Source organism: Fusibacter bizertensis (genome assembly GCF_029914245.1).
Lineage (GTDB): Bacteria > Bacillota > Clostridia > Peptostreptococcales > Acidaminobacteraceae > Fusibacter_C > Fusibacter_C bizertensis.
Map to the genome: position 1 here is coordinate 353,964 of NZ_JARYZI010000003.1, position 22,090 is coordinate 376,053.

The following is a 22,090-nucleotide window of genomic DNA, read 5'->3' on the forward strand; positions in this document are numbered from 1 at the left end:
TTCAAATACTGATTTACGAAACTAAGATCTAAAACGTCTGCATCAGATGCAGATTTAAAACGTTTGAAACTAACTTCAAGTTCAAATTTCATTTGTAAATTGAATCTTACATCTAATCAAAGAAACATTAACGAAAAATTGTTAAACTTACTTTAAAACATTCCTTGTATGCACTACCCAACCTATTAGAGGCATTGCCTCTTGGTATATATGTACCCATCATTTTTTATATTAATCAACTATTTCATTGAAAACTTTTTAGTTGGGTATATATTAAATAGAGATTATTTAGATTGGAGGAAAGTATGAAAAGTATAAAGCAAAAAATCGGAATTATCTTTATCGGTTTAGGCTTATTAATTATTTTAAGTTTTAATAAACTCATCACTTTAATTACTGATTTGATTTGGTTTGACTCCATTGGTTATCAACAGGTATTACTCACAAGAATTTCTACTAAACTTCTTATTTTTATTCCACTTGCTATTGTCTTAACACTCTTGTTTAGACATTTCTTCAAACATCTCTATATGTATCATTATTCAAAGATTAATCAAGAAGAAATTCCTTTTAACACAAACAAGATAAAAAAATGGCTCACATATGGTTCTGTATTACTGGGGATCTTTTTATCGTCAGTTATGAGCAACTTATTGTGGCTAGATTTTTTAAAATTTATCAATCGTTTTTCTTTTGGTATACAAGATCCTGTCTATTCGCTTGACATTAGTTTTTATGTTTTTGTTTTACCATTTTTTAAAGCTGCACTATTTATCGTTTTAATACTCCTAACCTTAATGGTTATCTTCTCATTGCTCATTGAGATATTACTCTTTAGAGGGAGTTATTCACGCGATTTCTATGTAGACTTCTTTAGGCAATCTGCACATTTAATTTCTGGCATATTCTTAGCTTTTGCAGGAATATTTTTCACTCGAATTTTCGACCTTTTATATTCAGCACGTGGGGTTGCATTTGGCGCTAGTTATACAGATACACATGTTACATTATGGGCGCTTTTACTCTATTCAATATTAGCACTTGTAAGTGCATTGCTCATTTGGATTGCGCATAAAAAAGCTTCATTTAAGTTAATGAGTATCGGCCCGATTGCTTTGATCGGATGTTGGGTTGTTTTATCACTTTCAGGTTTTGTCGTTCAAAAATTAGTTGTTGAACCTGATGAAATCACAAAAGAAACACAGTATATTGAACACAATATTGCTTACACACAAATCGCCTATAACTTAAATGCTGTTGATCTTATCGAATTCCCTTATGAAGAGAACTTGACGCTTGATACCATCAACGCCAACAATGAAACGATCAAGAATATCAGAATTAACGATTCAAGACCTCTACTTCAAACCTTTAACCAAATTCAAAGTATTCGTCTTTACTATAACTTCAACAACATTGATATCGATAGATATATGATAAATGATGAATACACACAAGTATTTATAACCGCTAGAGAACTCGATCAATACAAATTAGATAACAAAGCCATGACATGGATCAATCAATATTTGAAATATACCCACGGCTATGGTATTGTAATGGCCCCCGTCAACAAAGTTACCAACGAGGGACAACCAGAGTTGCTTTTTAAAAATATTCCACCTACAACAAATACCGACCTAACCATTACTAGACCCGAAATCTATTTTGGGGAACAGAATGAAAGTTATATTATCGTAAACACCGATGAAAAAGAGTTTGACTACCCAAGTGGCTCAGATAATGTGGAAACTACTTATTCAGCTGATACTGGCATAAAACTCACCGGTTTTAACAAGTTTTTATTTTCAATTAAAGAAGGAAGCCTAAAACTATTGGTTTCCAATAACATCCAAAAAGACAGTCGGATTATTCTCAAACGTAATATTCTAGATCGAGTGAAATCTATAGCACCGTTTTTAAGCTACGATTCTAACCCATACATCGTTGTTAACCAAGATGATGGCAAATTGTATTGGATCATAGATGCTTATACAACAACGCGTTATTATCCGTATTCACAGTCCTATTCTTTTGAAGAACAAGGGATTAATTATATTAGAAATTCTGTGAAAGTTGTTATAGATGCCTATGATGGCAGCACTGACTTTTACATCTTTGATGAAGAAGACCCGATCATTAAAACTTATGCTTCCATCTTCAATGGACTCTTTAAATCAAAAGCCGAACTACCAGTAGGACTTGATGCACATATTCGATACCCTCAGGACTATTTTGATCTTCAAGCAAATGTATATCAAAAATATCATGTTAATAATCCCGTTGTATTCTATAATGGTGAAGATATTTGGGATCTTGCAACTGAAAAATATATGGATAACGTTCAGACCATTCAGTCTAATTATGTCATGTTTAAGATTGATGAAAAAGCAGAGTTTGCACTCATACTCCCTTATACACCAAAGGGGAAACCAAATATGACTTCTTTGCTTGTTGCTAGAAACGATGGTGAACATTATGGCGAAGTATTTCTATATCGCTTTCCAAAGAATAAAACTGTTCAAGGTCCAATTATGATCGAATCACGCATCGATCAAGATTCTGTAATATCACCTCAATTTACACTTTGGGGCCAACAGGGATCAAGTGTTCTTAGAGGAAATGTAATAGTGGTTCCTATTGAGAACTCACTACTTTATGTTGAACCGATTTATATTCAGTCAGACAACGCAGATAGTCTACCGGAAATGAAACGTGTTATCATCGCATACGGTGATAAAATAGTGATGGAACAAAATTTAAAACTTGGTCTTGAAAAATTATTTGGTTCAAATAGCCAACCATCACAAGAAAACGATACGGTTAGTGAACTATTGAATCAGATACAGTCACAGTTTGATGAAACACAAAGAAAATTAGATGATCTCAAAAAAACAATTGATCTGCTAGAACAACAGATCAATCCATAATACTAAATCATTCAATTAAAATATTGACTTATTATTGCCTCGGCGTCTCTTCCTGCATAAGTATCATCATTTATCAGGTAATAGTAGACGCCATCTTTTTGGCTATAAATATTATTAATATAAACCATAAATTTCATCCAAAGTGAGTCACCATGGGACAATGCTTCATAGTTATAATACATGTGGATCGCTGATGACTGATAATAAAGCTCACGTGCATTACCAGGGATACTTAAGCGATAAGTAAACTGAGTATCCTTCTCATCCAGATACGTATTTGAAATAATAAAAGCATAGGCGTTAGTAACTGGTGTTAAAAGATCATCTATGACATCGGTATCAGTGATTGTAACACTCTCAAGTTCTTGTGTGACCGGATCATATTTTTCAATCATTATAGTATCTGGCATATCTGTATAAATCTGCTCTATCGTTTTAGGATTCAAAATAGAATAATTCATAAAGCCCATCGCACCAACTACTATGACAAAGACAATCACAGCTTCTATGATCCGTGTTCTCCATCTTACTTGAGGTTCGCCTTGCTGCTTGAGATAGTCTTCCATAAATTCTAGTAGATTACGTTTCATTTCTTTAGGCATTGAATTTTTGAAAATAATTGTATGGTAATAACCACTTTCAAAAAAATATTTTTTTGTGTTAAATTCTACTTTGTACTTTTCATTTTCAAAGGTATATTTAACCTTTTTATTTTCTTGCTGAACTTCTCGATTATATTCTGGAAACCTAAGATAATCTAATCCTTTTTGAAAAACCTTTTCTACACTTACTGTTTCAAAATCTGGAATATTGTATTCATTTCCACTATATATTTTATTAAACACACCACCAATAAAGCTAAAAAAAATTAATACAAGAGTAGCAACTAAAAAACCAATTGAATCATAGCGGTTACCGGCAGTAGTGAGTATATTAACTAGGAAAAGAGCCATTACAAAAGAAAACGTACTTGAAGTATTAATCATATTTTTTCTTTTTCCAAAGATATGTTCAAGTGGAATAATCACTGCTAAAATTAGTAGTAAGACGAATATAACAATCTGAAGTACCATTGCATTCTCCTTATTTTATGTCTTTCTCATTTCCTTTTTTATCTTTTCGTTTTTCGTTAAGATCATTGAGTTTATATTTTAATACTTCGCTTCCTTTTGCTGCGCCTTTAATCGCAGCTTTGCCTGCGGCCTTCCCAACTTTTATAACAACTTTTTGAGCGAGTTTCAACTTGTACGCAGTGCTATAGGCTTCATGATACGCAATTTTCTTTAATAATTCTTGTTCACTTTGAGATTTGAAAATTGTAGATTTTACTCCTTTATCCTGTTCTTCATCCATATGTTCTCCTTGAAATGGTGTACCTATACATCTATTGAGTAATCTGACTTATCATTTCCAATCATAACCACTGTTCCTCCTACAATAAGAGGTAAATAATACGTAAATAGTCTCCAAAGTAATAGCGCAGTTATCACAATCTTTGATGGGAAAAAAATTTGATACACCAAGTAGAAGCTTCCTTCAGCACCAATTGCCGCACCTGGCAATGGGATAAACGCTGTTACCATAGAAACAAACGCTGCCGCTCCAATCATATAAAAAATAGACAGGTGCGTCATATGAAAACCATATCCAATCACTAAAGGAATACTAAAGAAGAAAGTCAATTGAAGCATAGATAAAAAACCTATAATGATCCAAGTGCCTATCCCACTATGATTCTCTTCCATTTGTTGATGGAAAAGGTTGATTTGTCTAAGAAATTTCAAAGACCTATGATTTACCTTTTGATAATTAAAATGCCTTTTTAAAAATTTAGTGACTTTAATTACAAGTCCTTTGGTAAATCTATAGTTGTATCCTATCAATATTAAACTACCGATGACTGCAAAATTCACAACAAAGCCTACAACGCCTAGATAGACAAAATTAGGGATTTGTCCTAAGAAAAATCTTGATTCAAAGATTAATACGATAAAGCTATAGATGACAAGTGCGACTTGATATATGATAAATTTCTTTGTTAGTACTGAAGCACCTGTACCCAGAGGAACGTTGAGTCTATGCAACATATATAGCTGGGCAGGTTGTCCACCAGAAGCAAATGGTGTTATACCATTAAAAAATTGGCCCGCTAATGTGATTCTCAACGTCTTCCAAAAACTCAAACGCTCTTTGGCGTGGTGTAACAGACGATGAAGTATTATCGCTTCAAAAGTCCAATAAGCACCAATCAAGAAGAAACCCAATAATAAAAAGATGGGTCTAATACCTCTGATCGCTTCAACGATATTTTTAAACTCCCCTTTAACAATAATTACAGCAATTACTATGACGAAACTGATTAAAGGGACTAGGCATTTAGTAATACGCTTTTGATTTTTTGACATAATGATCACTACTCTCCAACTCTAGCATTTGAGCATAATACTCTTCCCACATTTTGCCAACAGAATCTCTGCAGTAAAATTGGCTCCCCTTTTGAGATTGTCCTGCCCATTTTTCATAAAAAGCATGATCACTTGATAATCTCTCAATTAAAGCAGAAAATGAATTGTTATCATTCGCACGTAGATAGTAATCAAACAAAATATTTTCATATAGTTCCAAATCTCTTAAAAGCATTGGTATACCAACATTCATAGCTTCAAGTACTGTCATTGGAAATAACTCACTATAAGACGGTAAAAACATAATATCCGCCATGTTGTATATTTCGTTCATCATCGAACGATCAATAATGCCTAAAAACCGAACATTACTAGGTGGGTTTTCAACAACTTCGCTTAATGCATCGTACCCATCTGTGATTCGACCAAAAGAAAAACCACCAGCCCAGACAAACTTTTTGTCTGGACAAGATTTTGCAACTTCAACAAAATCTAATATGCCTTTCCTAGTTTGAACTTGACCAACACCAAGCATTACAAAGTCATTCTCGTCTAACCCATATCTCGCCCTAACATTTTTCTTTTCTTCCTTTGAAATTTTATAAAACTGTTCGCCAGAAACAAAATTCGGTATATAGCTAATATTCTCCTGATCAAATCCTAATGCCACTAATTTATCAATGAATATTGGGTTCACAGTGACTAATTGATCCATACTTCTATAAAACTCTAAAATATACCAATAAAAAATACGTTTCATCCAAGGTGGCAAAGTAATACTACCTTCAATGGTTTCAGGTATAAAATGAACTGATCCAACACGAACAGTTCTTTTCTTATTCATTAAAGAATGCATAAAAAAGCGGAAGTTAATTGAATGATAATGTGTTATTGCGCCACTCTTTAGTGTGTTTTTTTTAATATCATAAACATCATCTAATCTTTCTTCGATTAGGTTTAATTGTTCTGAATATGCCGATCCTACACCTTGTCCTTTTACTTTATCTGCTAACGACATCACTGAAATTCTTGGTTTGTCAATTTTTTGCATTTTCACTAAGCTGTATTTCATGATTTCATCCTTTCAATTTTACTCGCAGTAGTCCATATCTTATATATACCCTTATCATATATGCCAATTGTTAAGTTTCAATTAAAATGTCATTAAGGCATAATTAGATAAATTATTTTCTTGTACTTATATTATAGCCTTTTATGTCTATAAATCCAAATAAGTGAGAGATTCTTAAGCAATACTTAAGAATCTCTCACTTATTTTAGCAATACTTATTTGGAGGAAGGTTCAACAAATGAAAGTACATGATTTGGTCCAAGTGGTCTACCAAAGTAGTAACCTTGGAGCTCATCACAACCACAAGACAACAGAGTTCGACTTTGGATCTCATCTTCTACACCTTCTGCAACCACACTTACATCAATACTATGCAGCATGTGTATGATGCCAGAAAGAACTTTTACACTTTTATCATCAATTAACTTTTGAATAAATGAACGGTCTAATTTAACTTTATCAAAATTAATATTTGTGAGGTATATGAGCGAAGAATATCCAGTTCCAAAGTCATCAAGCGCTACTATAACACCCATTTTTTTAAATTCATTGATAAAATTCACCCCATTATACCTTATATCCATAAAAACACTTTCAGTAATTTCTATGACAACTTGAGTAGGCAAAACACCATATTTATCAAGAGTGTTTTCAAAAAAAGACAGATATCCATGATCGAGCATTTGCTTACATGAAAAATTGATCGCTATTGGAACAGCAGAAATGCCTTGCATATTCCACAAGGATATTTGCTTTATAACTTCTTCAGTGATCCATCTCCCCAATGCTTGAATTTCACCAGTTGTTTCTGCTATACCAATAAATTCCATGGGGGAGTATTTTCGATCTTTCATACGTATAAGTGCTTCAAAAGAAACTATTTTTTTAGTAACTGCATTTACAATAGGCTGGTATACCATGGTAAATATATTCTCTTTATCTTGAACTTTTAATATTTCATCAATTTCTGTATGTAATTTCAAGTGTTCATTCATAGTTGAATTAAAGTATACCACTTGATTTTTTCCTAATTTTTTCGCTTCATACATCGCCATTTCTGAGTACATAATTAGTTCTTCTGCATCAACACTATTAAGTGGAAACAATGAAACACCTGCACTAATACTGATAAAAACAGTTTTACCTTCAATCGACATTGGCAAACTTATTTTTTTTATTAGTTCTTGAATTTCAGTCCTCGTGTTGTTTTGATGAGAATTATCAATAAAAGCAATTACAAATTCATCTCCATTTAAGCGGGCAATAAACTTATCACACGCTGATTTTCCATCAATTCTTTCAGCAATAGTCTCGATCACTAAATCACCAAATCGATGACCGTAAACATCATTGATATTTTTAAAATCATCTATATCCAAAAGACAAATCGCGCCTTCTTGCTTTAAAAAAAGGTGTTCGCTAAGTAATCTGAGAAACGATTTTCTTTTAAGAAAATCTGTCAAATCATCTAATTGTACGACTGGATAAGTAAATTTATTTCTGTTTATATTTGCTTTTTTTATATACTTTTTTGTTTTCATTAGCTCAGATCTCCCATTCTCAAACTAAAAACTAATTTCTAGAAGATACTTGTTTAAAAGTTTGAATCAATTGGTTTTCGTTAAATGGTTTTACCAAAAAAGATGTTGCGCCAAGTTTAACAGCTTCCCTAACAAGTTTATCTTGTCCCATTGCTGTTACCATAACAACTTTTGCTTTTGAATCAATCTCCTTAATCTTGCGTAATGTTTCAATACCATCCATTTCGGGCATTGTTATATCAAGAGAAATAATATCAGGTTTTAATTGCAAAAAAAGTTCAATGGCTTTGAATCCATTTTCAGCTTCAGCAACAACGTTAAATTCATTGTTTTCTAAGATTCTTTTAATCGTCATCCTCATAAACGTCGCATCATCTACTATCATTACATTTTTCATTTTTACCTCCACTTCAATTATTTTCAAAGATGCATATATAAAAGCTGAATCTCCTAATCAAAAAAACATGCCGAAAATACATCGACATGGTTTTAATCATAGTCCAGAATACCCTTTCTATCTGACCACCAAATTTTCGTTAAACATATGTATTATTTAATTTTAAATACGTTTCATATGGTAAACACTTAAGAAATAAAGTACTCGTATTTCATATTTACCTCCTTACAAAAAAACTAAACAAAATGTTTAATAATCCTTCTATCATGCGTAAGCTCTATATTATTCATAAAATAAAATGTATAATAGAGTCAATGAAGTCAAATTGTAGGGGGCGTTAAATGTACGGTATAAAAAAAGCACTATCATATTTAATGGGTCGTGTGTTTCTTGATGATCTATATACCCCCTCTGAAAAAGATTTCAACATCGAAAACCCTATCCTTCTACACATCTCCGATACCCCAAGTATGTTCTTTTCAGAACTCTCTAGGATTATAAAAAAAATCAATCCTGAAATTATAGTACACACTGGCGATTTAGTCGATAATATCAAACTACAAATGCAACCTGGAGCGATAAGATATTACGAGCGCGAAGTCCTCTCTTTACTAAAAATACTTGAGTACTCCGCAGCTAAAATAATCCATATTTCGCTTGGTAATCATGATTCTCATAGTTACATTCATCAAAAATCGGGTAGAATAATAGTCCATGATTCTTATGGTGAAATTACCGCTTATGGGAAATCTATTGTTTTTAGCCATTATCTTCACGTAATAGAATCTTTTAACTCAAACTATTATTTGTATGGTCATGATTTATCTACCCCATTACAACTGAAAAAAAACACTTGTTATTTAAATGGCATCACCTCAATCCATTTAATTGATTTAATCACTGGTGGTGTTTTAAAACTTGAATACCCATGGGGTGTTGATGATGCCAGATTAAACAAAAGAAGTATAGGTATCTAAGGAGGCTTTATGTTTTCACTTATAAGAACTGGACCGAGAATTCTTTTATTGAAGTCTAACCAAATTGAAGTGCTTACTATATTCTTAAAAAATCATTTTAATGCAACCTCTTTTGACCTTGATATCGCTTTTGATAACGCAAACGAAAGCAATACAATTCTATACTTGCTTGAAGAACTATATGAAACTGTTCCTTTTTTAGATGTTAAAACTGCAATGATTGTTGAAGATGATCCACTTACCTTTATGTGTAAATTATACGCCTCTGATGGTAATTCAATGATTTCGAATATAAGAACTGCACCACATATCCTCATCATGAGAGCTATCGGGAACTTATCAGCTATGCTCACTTTGATGCAGACTGAAATGGGCGGTGAAATTGGAGAGTTCAAACATATTCTTGATAGTGGCAACGATCAAACGACTATCGTCGCACTAACCGATAGACCACTTAACAGAAACATCACTTATCAAGAACTACATCCCTATTTTCTGAGACTAGATGGTAATTATTATCATCATCTAAAAGAACTACGTATGCATGCTCTAAGTTATCTCAACTGCGGCATCGGTAACAAAGATTGGAATGAAATGGAGATCCGTATATACGATCGGTATGGTGCCTATTCGTTACATTATGATCGACTGCTTGAAGTTTTAGAAGAACTTGAACTTGGCATTGTACTTGGCGAATCATGGTCAAAAGATTATCCAAGATTCTTGATGTCGATTGAAGTATACCGCGTGCGCTTCTTTAGTTTCACCGATCCAAAAACGATCAAATATATTTTACTTGGCCTTGAATATCTTGAAGATGGCACGCGTATAGTTGATTATGATGTTTACTATAACCGTAAAAAAATAGACTGGAACGATACCATTACCAAGGAATCACCTAAAACTAGACACCAGCTCGGTACAGTTTCAAGAACTGCTACTTATAGTAAATTAAGCGATCAGGCAAAAGATACCTTGTCACAACTAGAAGAGGATATTATAAAATCAAGAACCTCATGAGAAAAAGGAGCTATTGTAGATTTGATCAATAAATCAAGTTCTACAATAACTCCTTTATTTTAATTGTTTAACATTAACCTAAAGCAACATCCAATATCATCATTACGCTGAATCCAATCATTGCACCGATCGTCGCAACATCCGTTTTAGAACCGCCTTCTTCTCTTTGCGCTTCAGGAATAAGTTCTTCAATAACAACATAGATCATCGCACCAGCAGCAAAAGCGAGGGCATATGGTAGTATAGGTCTCACATATATAACTGCCATCGCACCTAAAACACCAGCAATAGGTTCAACAATCCCCGATGCCTGTCCATAAAGAAAAGCTTTTGTTCTACTAAAGCCTTCACGTCTCAGTGGTATTGAAACAGCTGCACCTTCAGGGAAATTTTGAAGTCCAATCCCTATCGCAAGTGCAATTGCACCAGCAATAGTCGCTCCAGTTATGCTACCTGATGCTGCAGCACCAAATGCAACACCTACTGCTAATCCTTCTGGAATATTATGAAGCGTTATCGCAAGTACAAGTAATACACTTCTCTGCCATGTTGTTTTGACACCTTCTGCTTGAGAAGTATCTAAGCCTAGATGTAGATGGGGGAGAATTTTATCAACTGCATATAAAAAGCCTCCGCCTAGTAAAAACCCAATACTGGCTGTTAACCAAGCAACTTGACCGAGTTCTTCTGCCATAGCAATACCTGGTGCTAGTAATGACCAAAAACTTGCGGCGATCATAACGCCAGCAGCAAACCCTAGCATACCATTTAATACAGTCTTATTAATACTTTTAAAGAAAAATACAAGTGCTGCTCCTAGAGCCGTAACACTATAAGTAAAAAGCGTTCCTATTAAGGCTTGCTGTATTGGTGTAAATTGTTCGAAAAATGTGATCATATAACCCTCCTTTTATTCCTGTGAATTTGTATACCCATGATATTTATGGTGAAACAGGTAATCTTTCACTGTCTTCATATATATATTCTTCTAACTTGCGATAATAATCTTCATCTAAGATTTTAGTTGAAAAATAAAATTTTGGCTTTATGATACTTGAGATCTGTTTACGGTAAGCATCTAGGGTATCATCGTCAAGTTTTGGGGATCTTTCATTTTGAATAAACTTTCCATTCTTAGCATTGTAACGTCCCTCTTCTGTGATAAAACTTCGATTATTGAAAATCACAAGCGGCATTTTATCTGAAAATAAATCTCTTCCCATCATCAATCTTGAATCAAAAGGAATCCCCATTAAATTTGACAAGGTCGGAAGGATATCCAAACTAGATGCAGGTGCAGAATACACAGTTGGTACCATCTGACTATTATATAAAATAAATGCATTTTTATAGAGTTCAAAATTATCATCTATTGGATGACCTGATAATTCTTCCATCTCCTCTTTGGTCAATCCATATGGATAATGATCCGCACTTAAAGCAATTAAAGTATGATCTAACTGTCCACTGTTTTCAAGTTGTTCTATGAGATATGACAGCGCTTTTTCAAGTTCAATTTGACAAGCCAGATAGGCTTTCACATGCTCTGTATATGGAAGATCTTTTACCCTATCATAGTTTCTCGCAGACATTGCATTCCCATTAAAATCATAAAACATATGACCACTAACAGTCATAAAATAAGTGTGAAAAGGATGTTCAAAACCAAACTCTGGGAAAGTTACTTCCATCATCTCTAGATCTGATTCTGGCCAGCTTTTTGTGATTTCTAAGCCATTGCCCACACCCTTGTACGTATACCCCATATTCGGATGAGATAGATGCCTATCATAATAGGTATACGTATGATCATGATAAGCCCTACTTGTATATCCAAATGCATTAAGTTGGTTTCCAAGTGCAAATGGCATACTGTTATCACTTGATCTTTTGTAACTCCAAACACCACTTTTAGGGATTAATCCAGTTGTAGCTACATATTCACCATCAGAAGTACTAACTCCCCAGATCGGCGTATAAAAATTTTCAAAATAAATCCCCTCGTGCATCAATTTGTATAAAGTTGGTGTTAAGTTCTCGTCTACAGCAAGATGGGAAAAACCCTCAGCTGTTATCAAGATCAGATTATAACCTTGATATTTCCCAGTCCATTCATTTTTCTCACTGGGAATGATTGACTTGAAATATTGATGCATCTCAATAACAGAAGTGTCAGTTTCTGATGCAATCAGTGCATCAAAATCTATCTTCAAGGCGTTATAGGCAACCGGCTCAGGTTTTTCAATCTCCACTGAAGTTTCTGTAGTATTAATAACATCTATACTCTCTGTTGTCGCCTCATCCTCATCCGTAATATCTTCTTTAGTTGAAAGTGTTGGAATTTCAACAATAAAATCATCAATTTTAGTTGTTAGCTTCGGTTCCCAGTTAGAAAATCTTCGTTGAATATCGATCCTCATATAAGTCATTAACCCTAAATTATCAACTGCATATTCAGGGTAATGAATATTATAATATAAGTTATATGCAGAGTTATCTTCTTTAGAAGTAACTTGCAATAACCCTACCCCAAGCAATTGACATATACACGCCAAAGCAATCATTATAGAGACCTTTTTTAAAGTCAAATTTGAGCGATTCTCGTCTTGGCTTTTCTCAATTGAATTTCCCAGCTTAATGATATTTTTATATGCTAAAACTAGTGCGATTAGCGGCATAAATACTAGCAAGATAAGATACCAGTTTGAAAGTAAGGCAGAAATTGCAATGTCAGCAAATTCTAAAACTTTCCCAGTGTTCCCAGCTGAGTATGAAGTATAATAGGTTTTCATAAGTTGAAAATATATAAGCTGGGTAAGAAAAAAGAAAATGACTACTAAAGTTACTAAAAGTCGCATAAAGCGTCTAGTTTTTTTCTGCTTAAAAGATTGAATAATAAGCGATATCAACACAGCAAAAACAGCGTCAAACAGCAGAGTAAATACAAGTCCTACTGAAAAAAGACTTGAATGGTTGACAATCCGTGTTATAGATTCTAAGTATTGAAATAAAACCATCCAATAGATGGTTTCAATATGTTCAATTATTTTAACTCTAATTTGATCTAGAAAACTAAGATTCTCCAAGTTAGCCCTCCAAATCGTCCGATTTAATCATCTCAGCAACAAGATCAATGAGCTCATCAATATATGCCCCTAAACTCTTCCCTTCAACTCCCAATACAACTGTATTGCATTTATTAAACGGAATTAATAGTTTAACTGCCTCAGACTCTGAAATAGCCATTGCCATACGTGGTGATAACTCACCAAGTAATGCGTTCGCACTAACAAGTCCAATTGGTCCGCAAATACACTTTACTTTTTTTACATTATACATAATCGCATTTTCGCCAGTAGCGCCTTCGTCTGCACCAGCTTTTAACATCGCTGATGTTGCAAGTGCATTTGTACCTAGTGCAGTAACATAGACTTTATTGCCAAATTTAAGTTTCAACTTTTCTACAACTGACTTTCCAATCCCTCCACCTTGACCATCTACCACAGCAATTTTCATAATTCCTCCAGAAACTTAACAATAATTTATTTTTGATTTACACTGAACTTAATGCTTTCTTTTAACATTATAACAAATTTTTTAGAATCAATGGACATTCTAATTCAACTTTATCCATAAGTTCAACGTCACTCAAAAGTGTATGAGGCTTCCCTTGTGCCACAATTTTCCCCTCGTATAGTATAATTACCCTAGAGCAAGTTTCATATATCATGTCCAAATCATGACTGGTAATTAGCTTTGTCTTTTCAAGGCTATTGATGATATTGATCACACGTCTTCTTGATTTTGGATCTAATGCTAGTGTAGGCTCATCGAAAACCATTATATCTGGATCCATCACAAAAATGCTAGCCATTGCCACGCGTTTCTTCTCGCCCCCTGACAATTTAAGTGAAGCTCTATCCTTTAGTTCCTTAATTCCAAGTGAAGCAAGAACAGCCTCAACTGCTACATCAATTACATTTTGATCAATGCCTTTCATTTTCAGCCCAAATGCAACATCATCATATACAGTGGGCATAAATAATTGCTCGTCAGGATTCTGAAATACCAAACCAATATGGTCTCTGAAATATTTTTTAGTCTTCTTATCAAGTCGTATATCATTTAAGGTTATTGTCCCTACATAGTCCTTTTGAATGCCTAACAAGAGTTGCAGTAAAGTAGATTTTCCTGCACCATTAGGCCCAATTATGCCTATACTTTCCCCTTTTTCAATCAAAAGCTCATCTATATCTATCGCCAAAGGTCTTTGTTCATATCTAAACCTTAAATTATCAATCTTAAGCATAAAACCTCCTTACCAAATCCAGATACCAAGTATTTTTAGTATTATAAAGCCTATACTCCAACTAAAAAATGACACCCAATCCCTATGGTTAATTTGCCTATTTCCAAAATTAATTCCATTTCCATCAAAGCCTTTAAGAATCATTGCTTGATGTATTCTCTCTGCTTTATCTAGAGTTCGTAGCAATAAAGAGCCAAGAAAACTACCTAGATGAAAGAGACTAATCTTGTCTTTTAAGCCACTTCTTAATTTATATGCCAATTCCATACTTTTAATTTCACTTAGAAGCACACTTATATATCGGTAAGTCAAACTGATTTGCGTGACAAATAAATAAGGTAAGTGTAACCCCAACAAAGCTTCCTCTATAATGATTTCATTTGCCATTAAATATGTTGTGCTTATAATAAGTACACTTTTAATCAGCAATGTTAATAGAGAGATAAAACCATATGAGATTGACAGCCCCATAAAGACAAAATAATGCTTATCAAAAAATGGATTTAGAATTCCAATTCCTAAAAAAATCGGTTCTAACCATAATACCCTTTTCATTACTTGTTTTAGACTCAACTTTGAAACACTAAACAGTACAATTGGATATAGGGACATAGGAATCAATGCCATAAAAGCATATTTACCAAATGAAATAACCACAGCAGAAAAAACAACTGTGGTTAATAACATAATTGAGTGATGTCTATTTGTTAAAGCTGATTTATGTGACTTATCAATATTCATGTCCAGACTTTCCTTTAGCTTTTCTAAGGATAAAACCAAATAATAATAAAAGTGATAATGTCAAAATCCCACCAACAATTCCAGAAAATGAAGTTCCATTTAACGAAGAATTTAATTGACTATTCTCTTTAAAGTTATAATCCGGTAATAGTGTGATTTTTTCTTGAAAAGAAGAAAACCATTGATGTAGTCCACTTTGACTTTCAAGATCGGTTGATCCAACTATATTCTCAATTGACCACTCAAGACCATCAGGTAATTCTGATGCATAAAGAGAAATCACAGAACCAATAAGCAGCACACTGATAATTAAGCCAATTATCGCCCCTTTTCTCAATTGTTTTTTAGGAATTCCTTCCTTAATCATTTCTTCGTTTTGTAACATACCAGGTCTTTGCTGATAAACAAACTCTAAAACGAAAAACGTTACAAGGCCTTCAACAACCCCTATGGCTAAGTGAATAGGAATCATTAAAATCATAAATTCAAAAAAAGGCAGTTCAGTTCTCCCAGATAATACCGTTTCTATAACTACTGCAAAAGCACCTAGTGACATCGCTGTCATCGCTGAAAAAACAGTAATAATTGCTCTATAAATAATCGGTTTACCTCGTCGCATCATCGGTTTATAGATGAGTGGGTACACTACAAAACACGTAAAAAATCCTAGGTTGATTATATTTGCCCCTAAGGCCATTAAGCCGCCATCGCCAAAGAAAATCGCTTGTATCAGTAAAACTGACATCATAGAAAGAAACCCTGCATACGGTCCTAATAGGGCGGCTAGTAACATACCACCACCAAGATGACCGCTTGATCCAGTCCCAGGAATCGTAAAATTGATCATCTGAGCTGCAAAAACAAAAGCGCCCATTACCCCCATCAAAGGTAAATGAACTTCATCTAAAGTTTTGGAGACTTTCTTATAAGAAAAATAAACTGCTGTGGATGCTGCTATAGTCATTGTTCCACTTACTACAGGTGATAACAATGCATCTGCCATGTGCATAATAGTACTCCTTTACAAATTTATAGCCCAAAAAGGCATAAGTCCCTTCTTGGGCTAATTATAGTTTGTTCAGACATTGCAGCAGATACTTCGTGTATCTAATATATATCAATATAACATATTACTACGAATGAAGTCAATTACTCACTTTCACAAAAATATAAATCAAGATAATAATCCATACACCTAGAATTAAAAGTCCGTATTTCCAATTTTTCGGCCACCCTTCGCGCCACAAAAACTCAGCATCTTTCCTACTTTCAGCTATGACCTCTATAGGAATCAACTTCATCGTCAATAAGATGAAAAGTGGTAAAATAATCAGATCATCAACATAGCCCAATACAGGGATAAAATCAGGAATTAAATCTATTGGTGACAAAGCATATGCAATCGTTAAACCAGCAGAAATCTTTGCTACCAAAGGAATCTTCTTAAATTTCCATGCAACGTAAATAACTTTCACTTCATTTTTGATTTTACTCGCAAAAGATTTCAAATTATTCATCATGTTCATGATATACCTCGTTATTCATTCACTTTGAACGCTATAGCTTCATGAATTTTTTAATGACAAATCTAGCTGGCTTGTAATAAAAACCTTCCATCGATTTCTTAACATTTTTTAGCTCATTTCGAATTTCAATCTTCTGTGGGCAATGTGATTCACATTTGCCACACTGTATACACAAAGAAGCATTGCTTGGTGTTGATTTCAAACTCGTTTGCATGATGTATTTACCAATTGCTGCAAATTTACCTTCAATTTCTCTGTCATTGTAACACGAAAAACATGTTGGTATGTCTACACCAACCGGACAAGGCATACAATAATTACAAGCGGTACAAGGTACTTTGATCGTATTATTTAACACTTCTCTAACTTGATCAAATAATTGATACTCATTTGTATCAAATGCATTTGCTTCAGCCACAGATGCTATTCTGATATTTTCCTCTAACATTTCCATCGAATTCATACCCGATAAAACAACAGTAACTTCTGGATGGTTATAAATCCATCTAAACGCCCACTCAGCAGGAGAACGATCCGCATTTTCCTTGTTCATTAGTTGATAGACTTGCTTTGGTAAATTTGAAACGAGCTTTCCACCACGAAGCGGTTCCATGATCATCACAGGTAAACCTTTAGATGAAGCATATTGTAAACCACTTTTCCCGGCCTGATTGTTTTCATCTAAATAATTATATTGCATCATCACAAATTCCCATGTATACGCATCTATTATTTTGATAAATTCATCTTTTCCACCGTGATATGAGAAACCAATATTTCGAATCTCGCCTTTGTCTTTCTTCTCTTTGATCCAATCCAAGATGCCTAAACCAACAAGACGTTCCCATACACTTACTTCCGTTAACATATGCATCAAATAGTAGTCAATATAATTAGTTTGAAGACGTTTTAACTCTTCATAGAATAGCTTATCAAAATCCTCATATTTTTTTACTAAATATGGAGGTAACTTAGTGGCAATTTTGACTTTGTCCCTAAGCCCTTTGGCTAAAACTTTACCAAGTGTACTCTCACTTCCCGGATAAATATATGCTGTATCAAAGTAATTGATACCTTGTTCAATAGCATACCTAATTTCTTTCTCGACTTCAGCCTCATCCTTTGCAAAACGCATACAACCAAAACCAATTAGTGACAATTGATCGCCATTTTGGGGATTTTCTCTATACTTCATACCATACCTCCTGCTCTGTATATTGAAACCTATTTTATATCAATCAATTAAGCTATCACCACGAAATCTGAAAAAGAGTTGTCACACGACAACTCTTAAGCTAACAACGATTCTTTAGTCTTCTATTTGATATCCGTGACATTCAAGTACAGGAAGTACAAAGATATAACCAAGTCCCCTCTTGTTAACAGTGTCCATTTGCAACTCTGCTTTAATACTAGAGACAACTTCACGTAACTTTTCTTCACTGTGGATAACACTTACAATTGTTTTATTATACGGCTTATCACCTTCTACTAATTTTCTTATGCCAGCAAAAATTGGAATTTCAACTTCATTTTCAAGTAATATTTTCCCCATACCAACGCTATCTAAAGTTGTTGCGCCACATCCTAAATTGAAAAATATCTTGTGAACATCTTTTAATCTACTTATATCGTTTAAAACAAGAAATAATGCATAATTCATAATAGCCTCCAATTAATAGCTCGTACAATTCCGATTAAGAATTTCCTTCGCCCGATTTTGATATTGCGAATTTAGTCGAGATTGGTCCAACAATTTCAGTCACTATTGTAGTAGCCAGTAAGATGGTGACTACAATTGTTCCTATATCACTGTTTGGAAACTCTCTATTTACAGTGATTGCTAAACCTACAGCAACCCCCACTTGAGACAATAAACCTAACCCAATATATTTTTTAACTGCTTGTGGTGCTTTTGAAATTGATGCCCCTAGCGAAGCCCCTGAAACTTTCCCTAAAATTCTAAACAATAGATATGCTACACCTAAAATTCCGATCTGAGGGATATATGAAAAATTCAATCTTGCTCCCGCTAATATGAAAAATGCGGCAACAATAGGTGGCGCAAAATTTTCAAGAATTGTAAATGCTTTTATCTTTTGTGGAGAAGTATTGGCTACAATAATTCCCATCGCCATTGCTGACAATAACGGTGATAAACTAAACGCAGTAGCTAGACCGTCAAGCAAGAGTAATGAACCAATGATAAAAGGTAAAAGTTCGTTGTCTCTCTTTGAATATTGGATCAATACCGTTAATAGTAAACCTATGATTGCACCTACTACCAAAGAAAATATAATTTCAGAAATAGGAAGAAGCAATACTTTGTTAATTGAAAGTACCTCATTGTTGACAAATACTTTTGCAACAGCTGCTGCCATAGCATAAATAACGAGACAGATTGCATCATCAACTGCGACAACGCCTAACAAAGTACTCGTTAATGGTCCTTTTGCGTTTTGTTCTCTTAATACCATAACAGTTGCAGCAGGTGCTGTTGCAGCTGAGACCGAGCCTAAAATCAATGAAATTGCCACATCTTTTGTAATTAAGAATGAAGCAATTGTAACCATTAAAAAAGCCCCAAAGGCTTCAAAAAACGCAATTATAAAAATTGATTTTCCCAATTGTTTGATTACAGATAACTCAAGCTCACTACCGATATTAAACGCTATGATACATAATGCAAAGTCACTTAAAAATGCCATCTGATTGATTGAATCACCAGTAATGATATTAAGTCCCGAAACACCTAATAGCAATCCTCCGATTATATAACCAGCGACAGCAGGTACTTTCAGTTTGTTCATGATCTTACCACCAACTACGCCTACTATAAGCGCAATCCCCAAAATAATAAACGGGTTCATATTGTACACTCCTTAATGCTGTTAAATTCCACAATATTATCAAAAGTACAACAACCCATGAATCTATTGCAATTTCAATATATTGTTCTAATATATAGTCATTATAGCGCAATGATATATCAATTACAAACGATAATCAACAATATTATGTCTATCACAGAAAAAACAACATAAAAACACTTATATTGTTCTATCTGCCAAACAATCTAAGAATTAATCCTCGTATTTATCACTTTTTAGCATTTGATTGTATACGCCATATACTAAACCATTCATTCCAGCTTTGAAAGTACTTTCAAATGAAGGAAGTCCCCCAACAGACTGTAAGAATGGTAAGTATGTCGTATAAATAATATCAGCAAGTACTGATATATCCTCACTATCAAGCGTCTTGAAACCATCAATTCGCATCAAAAGTTTTTCAAAAAGAATAATAAAACCTTTTTTAATATCGTGAATTTGAGGATAATCTTTTTCAGTAATTTGATAGAGAAGATCAGCATTTAAAGATGAATCATGCCAAAGTACAATACAATATGACCAAATGTCATCCAAGCCTACCTGTTTTTCTTCACTTTTTTCTGCTAAATACTTCTTTGCATGATCACAAATTGGATATATTAATTCATCAAGTAGAACGCTTTTGTTTTCAAAGTGGTTATATATCGTTTTTCTAGCTACATCAGCTTCAAGTGAAAGTGCTTCAAAAGTAATACCTCCAGATCCTTTTTCGCTGATAATTTTAGAAGCAACTTGCAAGATATTATGATGAATTTTATCTCTTTTCTTAATCATTCTAGATTCTTTCTTCATAATGAGTTCCTTTCGTTCATAAATAATTAACATTTATTTGAACAATTGATATTGCTTATCGTTTAATTTAGGAGTATTATTAAACAAAAGTACACACCTTTGTGTAATATTATACACTATTGAGAAAGGAGTTTCTAGATGAAAAAGAAAAATTCTAGTATTTTAACAATATTTTTTACAGTTTTTATTGATCTGTTAGGACTTGGAATAGTGATTCCTATTTTACCAGCATTGATTATAAATCCCACTGCAAATTTGCTGCCTTTTGACACTGCATTTTCTCAGAGAACTATAATTTATGGATTTTTAATCGCTTCATATCCTATAATGCAATTTTTTGGTGCACCTTTATTGGGAACTCTTGCTGATCGTTTTGGAAGAAAAAAAATTCTTTCAATTTCATTGCTTGGAACATGGGCAGGATATGTACTCTTTATCATCGGTATATTAACCCAAGATATTTATCTACTTTTCATAGGCCGCTCAATTGATGGTTTTACTGGTGGTAATATCTCAATCGCTCAATCCGCTATTTCTGATATTAGTACACCTGAAAACAAATCGCGTAACTTTGGTCTAGTTGGTATGGCATTTGGACTTGGTTTTGTAATTGGTCCATATATTGGCGGGAAACTTTCTGATCCTACAGTTGTGAGTTGGTTTAGTTTTGAAACGCCTTTTTACTTAGCCCTATTACTCACAACGATCAATATCCTTCTTGTTTATGCAATGTTTCCAGAAACACTCAAAGAGAAAAGTACGCGCAAAATTGACCTTTTAGCTGGATTTAAAAATTTAGGCAAAGCAGCTTCACATCCTCAGATGCGTTCAATCTTCATCATCGTATTTTTACTTACCATCGGATTTAACTTTTTCACACAGTTCTTTCAAGTATTTTTAATCAGTAAATTTGCTTTTACTCAATCACAAATTGGTGACTTATTTGCATATATGGGACTATGGATTGCAGTTGCACAAGGGGCATTTCTCAGACCACTTTCCAAGAAATTTAGCCCTCAGACCATTTTATCATTATCTGTAATCTTGTTAGCCGTTACTTTTCCACTCCTTTTATTACCTGACAAATCAATTTGGATCTATGTCATCATTCCATTTATAGCAGTTTTTCAAGGGCTCACACAGCCGAATACCACTGCAATAGTGTCTGGTTTATCGGATGCTAAGTCTCAAGGTGAAATTTTAGGTATGAATCAATCTGTTGCAAGTTTAGCTCAAGCGATTCCACCTATTCTAGCAGGATTTTTAACTGCTGTTAATATTAACCTACCTACTCTATTTGCAGCAGGAAGCACTCTTCTTGCATGGTTTGTATTTATTTTCTTCTTTAAACAAAAAAAAGAGGCACTGGTAGTTGCACCAGAAGAGGTATAATCTAAATTTCAACTTCAAAAAAGGTGCTGTTGCAAATCTAAGAATTAGATTAGCAGCAGCATCTTTTTTCGTACTTCTTGGAAATTCAATGAATCTC

The 22,090-nt window shown here is 33.8% G+C and carries 21 protein-coding genes; 4 read left to right on the top strand and 17 right to left on the bottom strand.

From position 1 onward, the window contains the following. The first annotated feature begins 305 nt into the window (after nucleotides 1-305). Nucleotides 306-2,930 carry a UPF0182 family membrane protein gene (locus tag QE109_RS06805; protein WP_281093675.1) on the top strand — a complete coding sequence of 875 codons (2,625 nt, stop codon included), beginning with the start codon at nucleotides 306-308 and terminating at the stop codon, nucleotides 2,928-2,930. A gap of 11 nt (nucleotides 2,931-2,941) precedes the next feature. Here the strand turns inward: QE109_RS06805 and QE109_RS06810 are convergent, their stop codons facing one another. The 6 genes from QE109_RS06810 to QE109_RS06835 form a co-directional block, all read right to left on the bottom strand. After that, nucleotides 2,942-4,003, bottom strand: coding sequence for a hypothetical protein (locus QE109_RS06810; protein ID WP_281093676.1), 1,062 nt, complete (start codon nucleotides 4,001-4,003; stop codon nucleotides 2,942-2,944). A 10-nt stretch (nucleotides 4,004-4,013) separates the two neighbouring features. Next, on the bottom strand, nucleotides 4,014-4,283 hold the full coding sequence (locus tag QE109_RS06815; protein WP_281093677.1) for a hypothetical protein: 270 nt from the start codon (nucleotides 4,281-4,283) through the stop codon (nucleotides 4,014-4,016). A gap of 23 nt (nucleotides 4,284-4,306) precedes the next feature. Further along, nucleotides 4,307-5,335 (bottom strand): lysylphosphatidylglycerol synthase transmembrane domain-containing protein, encoded by a 1,029-nt coding sequence (locus tag QE109_RS06820; protein ID WP_281093678.1) that lies wholly within the window; start codon nucleotides 5,333-5,335, stop codon nucleotides 4,307-4,309. Beyond that, nucleotides 5,307-6,407, bottom strand: coding sequence for a glycosyltransferase family 4 protein (locus tag QE109_RS06825; protein WP_281093679.1), 1,101 nt, complete (start codon nucleotides 6,405-6,407; stop codon nucleotides 5,307-5,309). Before QE109_RS06825 ends, QE109_RS06820 begins: the two co-directional genes overlap by 29 nt. A gap of 215 nt (nucleotides 6,408-6,622) precedes the next feature. Continuing rightward, nucleotides 6,623-7,948, bottom strand: a complete 1,326-nt coding sequence (locus QE109_RS06830; protein ID WP_281093680.1) for a putative bifunctional diguanylate cyclase/phosphodiesterase — start codon at nucleotides 7,946-7,948, stop codon at nucleotides 6,623-6,625. Between the two features lie 31 nt (nucleotides 7,949-7,979). Then, complete coding sequence (locus QE109_RS06835) at nucleotides 7,980-8,345, bottom strand: response regulator (RefSeq protein WP_281093681.1); 366 nt, start codon at nucleotides 8,343-8,345, stop codon at nucleotides 7,980-7,982. 341 nt (nucleotides 8,346-8,686) lie between these two features. Here QE109_RS06835 and QE109_RS06840 point away from each other — a divergent pair, with 341 nt between their 5' ends. Together QE109_RS06840 and QE109_RS06845 are read left to right on the top strand one after the other, a co-directional pair. Beyond that, nucleotides 8,687-9,322, top strand: a complete 636-nt coding sequence (locus tag QE109_RS06840) for a metallophosphoesterase (protein WP_281093682.1) — start codon at nucleotides 8,687-8,689, stop codon at nucleotides 9,320-9,322. A gap of 9 nt (nucleotides 9,323-9,331) precedes the next feature. Further along, nucleotides 9,332-10,342, top strand: coding sequence for a hypothetical protein (locus QE109_RS06845; protein ID WP_281093683.1), 1,011 nt, complete (start codon nucleotides 9,332-9,334; stop codon nucleotides 10,340-10,342). A 73-nt stretch (nucleotides 10,343-10,415) separates the two neighbouring features. Here the strand turns inward: QE109_RS06845 and QE109_RS06850 are convergent, their stop codons facing one another. The 11 genes from QE109_RS06850 to QE109_RS06900 form a co-directional block, all read right to left on the bottom strand. Beyond that, nucleotides 10,416-11,237: a ZIP family metal transporter gene (locus QE109_RS06850; RefSeq protein WP_281093699.1), complete on the bottom strand. Its 822-nt coding sequence runs from the start codon at nucleotides 11,235-11,237 to the stop codon at nucleotides 10,416-10,418. Between the two features lie 46 nt (nucleotides 11,238-11,283). Continuing rightward, entirely contained in the window at nucleotides 11,284-13,428 is a 2,145-nt protein-coding gene (locus tag QE109_RS06855; protein WP_281093684.1) for an LTA synthase family protein, read from the bottom strand. A 1-nt stretch (nucleotide 13,429) separates the two neighbouring features. Then, nucleotides 13,430-13,858: a DUF3842 family protein gene (locus QE109_RS06860; RefSeq protein WP_281093685.1), complete on the bottom strand. Its 429-nt coding sequence runs from the start codon at nucleotides 13,856-13,858 to the stop codon at nucleotides 13,430-13,432. Nucleotides 13,859-13,925: 67 nt separating this feature from the next. Further along, nucleotides 13,926-14,651: an energy-coupling factor ABC transporter ATP-binding protein gene (locus tag QE109_RS06865; RefSeq protein WP_281093686.1), complete on the bottom strand. Its 726-nt coding sequence runs from the start codon at nucleotides 14,649-14,651 to the stop codon at nucleotides 13,926-13,928. A 9-nt stretch (nucleotides 14,652-14,660) separates the two neighbouring features. After that, nucleotides 14,661-15,392 carry an energy-coupling factor transporter transmembrane component T family protein gene (locus tag QE109_RS06870; protein WP_281093687.1) on the bottom strand — a complete coding sequence of 244 codons (732 nt, stop codon included), beginning with the start codon at nucleotides 15,390-15,392 and terminating at the stop codon, nucleotides 14,661-14,663. Beyond that, nucleotides 15,382-16,401, bottom strand: coding sequence for an energy-coupling factor ABC transporter permease (locus QE109_RS06875; protein WP_281093688.1), 1,020 nt, complete (start codon nucleotides 16,399-16,401; stop codon nucleotides 15,382-15,384). Before QE109_RS06875 ends, QE109_RS06870 begins: the two co-directional genes overlap by 11 nt. A gap of 136 nt (nucleotides 16,402-16,537) precedes the next feature. Beyond that, nucleotides 16,538-16,918, bottom strand: a complete 381-nt coding sequence (locus QE109_RS06880) for a YkvA family protein (protein WP_281093689.1) — start codon at nucleotides 16,916-16,918, stop codon at nucleotides 16,538-16,540. Between the two features lie 31 nt (nucleotides 16,919-16,949). Next, complete coding sequence (locus QE109_RS06885) at nucleotides 16,950-18,113, bottom strand: aldo/keto reductase (RefSeq protein ID WP_281093690.1); 1,164 nt, start codon at nucleotides 18,111-18,113, stop codon at nucleotides 16,950-16,952. 114 nt (nucleotides 18,114-18,227) lie between these two features. Continuing rightward, nucleotides 18,228-18,581 (bottom strand): hypothetical protein, encoded by a 354-nt coding sequence (locus tag QE109_RS06890; protein ID WP_281093691.1) that lies wholly within the window; start codon nucleotides 18,579-18,581, stop codon nucleotides 18,228-18,230. A 34-nt stretch (nucleotides 18,582-18,615) separates the two neighbouring features. Next, the gene (locus QE109_RS06895; RefSeq protein ID WP_281093692.1) at nucleotides 18,616-19,788 is read right to left on the bottom strand and encodes a cation:proton antiporter; all 1,173 of its coding nucleotides are present in this window, start codon (nucleotides 19,786-19,788) and stop codon (nucleotides 18,616-18,618) included. Between the two features lie 213 nt (nucleotides 19,789-20,001). Beyond that, complete coding sequence (locus tag QE109_RS06900) at nucleotides 20,002-20,601, bottom strand: TetR/AcrR family transcriptional regulator (RefSeq protein ID WP_281093693.1); 600 nt, start codon at nucleotides 20,599-20,601, stop codon at nucleotides 20,002-20,004. 138 nt (nucleotides 20,602-20,739) lie between these two features. On the opposite strand from QE109_RS06900, the gene QE109_RS06905 reads away from it, so the two are divergent. Next, a complete protein-coding gene (locus tag QE109_RS06905) occupies nucleotides 20,740-21,993 on the top strand; it encodes an MFS transporter (RefSeq protein WP_281093694.1) in 1,254 nt (417 codons plus the stop codon). Nucleotides 21,994-22,090 lie beyond the last annotated feature (97 nt).

What these genes read in the sequence shown, in the direction of transcription:
- QE109_RS06900 (WP_281093693.1), bottom strand. Translation starts at nt 20,601, where the DNA reads ATGAAGAAAGAATCTAGAATGATTAAGAAAAGAGATAAAATTCATCAT.
- QE109_RS06845 (WP_281093683.1), top strand. Translation starts at nt 9,332, where the DNA reads ATGTTTTCACTTATAAGAACTGGACCGAGAATTCTTTTATTGAAGTCT.
- QE109_RS06830 (WP_281093680.1), bottom strand. Translation starts at nt 7,948, where the DNA reads ATGAAAACAAAAAAGTATATAAAAAAAGCAAATATAAACAGAAATAAA.
- QE109_RS06895 (WP_281093692.1), bottom strand. Translation starts at nt 19,788, where the DNA reads ATGAACCCGTTTATTATTTTGGGGATTGCGCTTATAGTAGGCGTAGTT.
- QE109_RS06860 (WP_281093685.1), bottom strand. Translation starts at nt 13,858, where the DNA reads ATGAAAATTGCTGTGGTAGATGGTCAAGGTGGAGGGATTGGAAAGTCA.
- QE109_RS06805 (WP_281093675.1), top strand. Translation starts at nt 306, where the DNA reads ATGAAAAGTATAAAGCAAAAAATCGGAATTATCTTTATCGGTTTAGGC.
- QE109_RS06810 (WP_281093676.1), bottom strand. Translation starts at nt 4,003, where the DNA reads ATGGTACTTCAGATTGTTATATTCGTCTTACTACTAATTTTAGCAGTG.
- QE109_RS06880 (WP_281093689.1), bottom strand. Translation starts at nt 16,918, where the DNA reads ATGAACATGATGAATAATTTGAAATCTTTTGCGAGTAAAATCAAAAAT.
- QE109_RS06870 (WP_281093687.1), bottom strand. Translation starts at nt 15,392, where the DNA reads ATGAATATTGATAAGTCACATAAATCAGCTTTAACAAATAGACATCAC.
- QE109_RS06835 (WP_281093681.1), bottom strand. Translation starts at nt 8,345, where the DNA reads ATGAAAAATGTAATGATAGTAGATGATGCGACGTTTATGAGGATGACG.
- QE109_RS06825 (WP_281093679.1), bottom strand. Translation starts at nt 6,407, where the DNA reads ATGAAATACAGCTTAGTGAAAATGCAAAAAATTGACAAACCAAGAATT.
- QE109_RS06865 (WP_281093686.1), bottom strand. Translation starts at nt 14,651, where the DNA reads ATGCTTAAGATTGATAATTTAAGGTTTAGATATGAACAAAGACCTTTG.
- QE109_RS06905 (WP_281093694.1), top strand. Translation starts at nt 20,740, where the DNA reads ATGAAAAAGAAAAATTCTAGTATTTTAACAATATTTTTTACAGTTTTT.
- QE109_RS06820 (WP_281093678.1), bottom strand. Translation starts at nt 5,335, where the DNA reads ATGTCAAAAAATCAAAAGCGTATTACTAAATGCCTAGTCCCTTTAATC.
- QE109_RS06840 (WP_281093682.1), top strand. Translation starts at nt 8,687, where the DNA reads ATGTACGGTATAAAAAAAGCACTATCATATTTAATGGGTCGTGTGTTT.
- QE109_RS06885 (WP_281093690.1), bottom strand. Translation starts at nt 18,113, where the DNA reads ATGAAGTATAGAGAAAATCCCCAAAATGGCGATCAATTGTCACTAATT.
- QE109_RS06815 (WP_281093677.1), bottom strand. Translation starts at nt 4,283, where the DNA reads ATGGATGAAGAACAGGATAAAGGAGTAAAATCTACAATTTTCAAATCT.
- QE109_RS06890 (WP_281093691.1), bottom strand. Translation starts at nt 18,581, where the DNA reads ATGAATTATGCATTATTTCTTGTTTTAAACGATATAAGTAGATTAAAA.
- QE109_RS06875 (WP_281093688.1), bottom strand. Translation starts at nt 16,401, where the DNA reads ATGCACATGGCAGATGCATTGTTATCACCTGTAGTAAGTGGAACAATG.